This is a genomic window from Micromonospora sp. NPDC005215 (genome assembly GCF_040607915.1).
GTDB lineage: Bacteria > Actinomycetota > Actinomycetes > Mycobacteriales > Micromonosporaceae > Micromonospora.
Window position 1 is genome coordinate 1 of the sequence record NZ_JBEXHQ010000106.1, and the last position, 3,719, is coordinate 3,719.

A 3,719-nucleotide genomic window follows, 5' to 3' on the forward strand; every position below is an offset into this window, starting at 1 on the left:
GACGTGCTGGCCGATCCGGGCGCGTACGCCGCCGCGGCGGCGCTGCCGGACGGGGGAGCGCCGGGCGCGGACGTGCGTGCCGCGTACCGCCGACGCCACAGTGGCCGCTACGCCGCCAGCGCCGCGTCGATCGCGCTGATGAGAAGTTGCTCTGCTCCGTCGAGAGATTCGGCTGTCGGTTTTCCTCTGAGGTGGCCCAACCAGCCGTAGACGGTCATCGAGCCGCCGGCGATGCCCGGGAAGTCGCTGTCGAAACCGCCGGCGTACGTCGACGCTCTCCGGAGCAGTTCGCAGCAGCCGGAGGTCGGGGCTGCCGGTGAACCGCCAGGACTGGACGGGCACCGGGATCGACGTGGCGACCGTGCCGGCCTCGATCTGCGAGATCATCTGTCGCGCGTGCCGCCGGTAGTAGCCCGGCAGGCCCGCGTTGTTCGACCGCGCGGTGTAGGAGGCCAGGACCTGCCGGAAATTGTCAGCGGTTGGTGTCACGTCCAGCGGCAGGGTCACCTCCCGGTAGTGGGCCGTCGTCGGCCCGGCGACCGGGTAGCCGTCAGCGCGAATTTCTCCGACGCCAGGCCGAGGCCACGCACCTGACTGCGGATCGACAGGTGCAGGCCGCGCGCGAAGCCGTGGCACGTCCACGCCGTAACCGGCCAGGTAGGCGCCGGCCGCCGGCGTGATGTCGACCTTCCCGACCGACAGTTCGGTGCGGGCCGCCCCCAGTACGGAGCTGCCGACGAGGCTCTGGCCCACCAGCGACGCGGCCACGATGGACCCACCGGCGAGCAGACGGCGACGACTGACGGCCAGTCGCGGATCATGCGGTTTGTCGGCCTCGGCCGCCTGCGCCCGGAACTCCGAGGCGGTGGCGGCCCTGATGCCGCGCACCGGATGCCCGTGGGCGAGTCAGGACGCGGCGACCGCGGCGCTCGGTCCGACGTCGCGGCGGCGCAGCAGCACGGTCAGCGTCACGAGGGCGACCAGCAGCGCCGCGAGGACGTACACCGGGGCCGGGCCGAGCGGCGCGAGCAGCGCCAGCAGCGCGACGACGGGGAACGCGACGACCACCGCGCCGTGCTGCTGCCGGCGTACGTGCAGCACCCAGACGGTGAGCAGGAAGACGGCGATCGGGATGGCCACCGCGTACCCGGCGGTGCCTGCGGAGACGTGCGCGAGGTGCCGCTCGACGTCCACCGACACCCCCAGGCCGGCGCCGATCGCGGCGATCGCGGCGAAGATCAGGTAGTGGCCGTAGCCCCAGATCAGGGAGTACGGCATCCGGTCGGGCGCCTCGTTGGGCCGGTCGAAGTAGAGCCACCAGAGCGCGAACACGATGACCGCGCCGGCCGCCGCGAGCGACCAGAGGTCGTGCTCCCCGGCGTCGATCCCGGTCTGGATCGCGATCGAGATGGCCAGAACCGCCTCGCCGAGCACGATCAGGGTGAACAACCCGTACCGTTCGGCGATGTGCCGGGGGTGCCAGGGGGTCATGCCGGGGCGTTCGGCCACCGCCGGCACCAGCAGGTCGGCCACCGCCAGCAGCACGAACGTCGCGATGCCCCACCCGGCGGGCAGTGCCAGCCGCAGCAGCCAGCCGAGCTGCACCACTGTCACGCCGATCGCGTAGCGGGTCGCCGCCGCGCGGTGGCGGGGGTCGCCGGCGGCGGCTCGGGTCCAGTTCCCGACGGCGGCCAGTCGCATCACCACGTACCCGTAGGTGATGACGGCGAAGTCGCCGTCGGCGAAGGCGCGGGGCACGCCGGCCGCCAGGATCAGCGCTCCGGAGATCTGCACCAGGGTGGTGATCCGATAGACGTCGTCGTCGGTGTCGTACGCCGAGGCGAACCAGGTGAAGTTCATCCACGACCACCAGATCGCGAAGAACACCATGGCGTAGCTGGTCGCGGCGTGGCCGAGGTGGCCCTCGGCGACGTCGTGGTGCAGGCTGCTGGCCGCCTGCGCGACGGCCACCACGAAACAGAGGTCGAAGAAGAGTTCCAGCGGGGTGGCGGCGCGGTGTGGCTCGTCGCGACGACGGGGCCGCATCGGCCGGTAGAACGGCCGCACCGAACGGGAATGGGTCACCGCCGCTCCTCAGACTGGGCTCAGCGGTGCCACCGGCGGCCGTGGCTAAACCCCTCCAGCACCAGGGTCAGCCCGGCACCGACCAGCCACACGTCCTTGGCGAGCCCGGCGCCCTGCTGGGTCGGGCGGACGCTGCCGGGCTCCCGCAGTCCCGGCGTCTTCAGGTACAGCTGCACCAGGCCCACGCCGAACGCGGTCAGGCCCAACCCGACAAGGGGGGCCGGGACGAATGGCGCGAGCAGCGCGGTCCCCAGCGCGATCTCCGAGTACGACAGCAGCTTCGCGAAGCGCGGTGGGTCCAACTGGCCGAGTTGCGGCATGGCGACGACCGCCATCCCGTGCATGCCCTCCGCGGCGGCACCCTCCAGGTTCCGCTTGCCCAGACCCGAGTTGAGAAAGTACGCGCCGATGCTGAGCCGAAGCGGCAGGTGCGCGAGCTTCATGATCACTCCCCGTGTGGCCGTTGTCGAATGCGGCCCGCGTACCCGGCACCGCCCGCGATAACCCGTCCGGCCGGCTGGGCTGGCCGTGGTGGTCGCGGTAGGTTCGCCGGGGGGCCCACCGCCGAGCCCGTGGCACACCCGCCCACCCGGCGCCCGGCCCTGCCGCACACCACCAGCAGGAGGCGAAGTGAGCCAGGAAGTCCGGGGAGTCATCTCCCGCAGCAAGGGCGCGCCGGTCGAGGTGACCACCATCGTGGTGCCCGATCCCGGCCCCGGCGAGGCGATCGTCCGGATCCAGTCCTGCGGCGTCTGCCACACCGACCTGCACTACCGCGAGGGTGGCATCAACGACGACTACCCGTTCCTGCTCGGCCACGAGGCGGCGGGCATCGTCGAGCAGGTGGGCGAGGGCGTCACCGACGTCGCCCCGGGTGATTTCGTGGTCCTCAACTGGCGTGCGGTCTGCGGCGTCTGCCGCGCCTGTCGCCGGGGTCGCCCGTGGTACTGCTTCAACACCCACAACGCCACCCAGCGGATGACCCTGACCGACGGCACCGAGTTGGCCCCGGCGCTGGGCATCGGCGCGTTCGCCGAGAAGACCCTGGTGCACGCCGGGCAGTGCACGAAGGTCGACCCGGCCGCCCGACCGGCCGCCGTGGGCCTGCTCGGCTGCGGGGTGATGGCCGGGCTGGGCGCCGCGATGAACACCGGCAACGTCACCCGCGGCGACTCGGTCGCGGTGATCGGCTGCGGCGGCGTCGGAGACGCGGCGGTCGCCGGTGCGGTCCTCGCCGGCGCCACGACGATCGTCGCGGTGGACACCGACAGCCGCAAACTGGACTGGGCCCGCAGGTTCGGCGCCACGCACACCGTCAACGCCTCCGAGACCGACCCCGTCGAGGCGATCCGGGCCGCCACCGGCGGCTTCGGCGCCGATGTGGTGATCGACGCGGTGGGCCGACCGGAGACCTGGAAGCAGGCGTTCTACGCCCGGGATCTGGCCGGCACTGTCGTGCTGGTCGGCGTGCCGACCCCGCAGATGCGGATCGAGCTGCCGCTGCTGGACGTCTTCGGGCGCGGTGGCGCGCTGAAGTCCAGCTGGTACGGCGACTGCCTCCCCAGCCGGGACTTCCCGATGCTCACCGAGCTGTACCTGCAGGGCCGGCTCGACCTGGACGCGTTCGTCACCGA

Annotated in this window: 4 protein-coding genes; 1 reads left to right on the plus strand and 3 read right to left on the minus strand. The window is 72.3% G+C overall.

All coding sequences use genetic code 11. The features are described from left to right. The 3 genes from ABZU25_RS34335 to ABZU25_RS34345 form a co-directional block, all read right to left on the minus strand. Nucleotides 1-888 (minus strand): hypothetical protein (locus tag ABZU25_RS34335; protein WP_355033522.1); only part of this gene is annotated, 888 nt, incomplete at its 3' end. Between the two features lie 18 nt (nt 889-906). Further along, a complete protein-coding gene (locus ABZU25_RS34340; protein WP_355033523.1) occupies nt 907-2,085 on the minus strand; it encodes a low temperature requirement protein A in 1,179 nt (392 codons plus the stop codon). Between the two features lie 20 nt (nt 2,086-2,105). Next, entirely contained in the window at nt 2,106-2,528 is a 423-nt protein-coding gene (locus tag ABZU25_RS34345; RefSeq protein ID WP_355033524.1) for a hypothetical protein, read from the minus strand. 187 nt (nt 2,529-2,715) lie between these two features. Here ABZU25_RS34345 and ABZU25_RS34350 point away from each other — a divergent pair. Further along, on the plus strand, nt 2,716-3,719 hold a 1,004-nt coding region (locus ABZU25_RS34350), incomplete at its 3' end, for an S-(hydroxymethyl)mycothiol dehydrogenase (protein ID WP_355033525.1).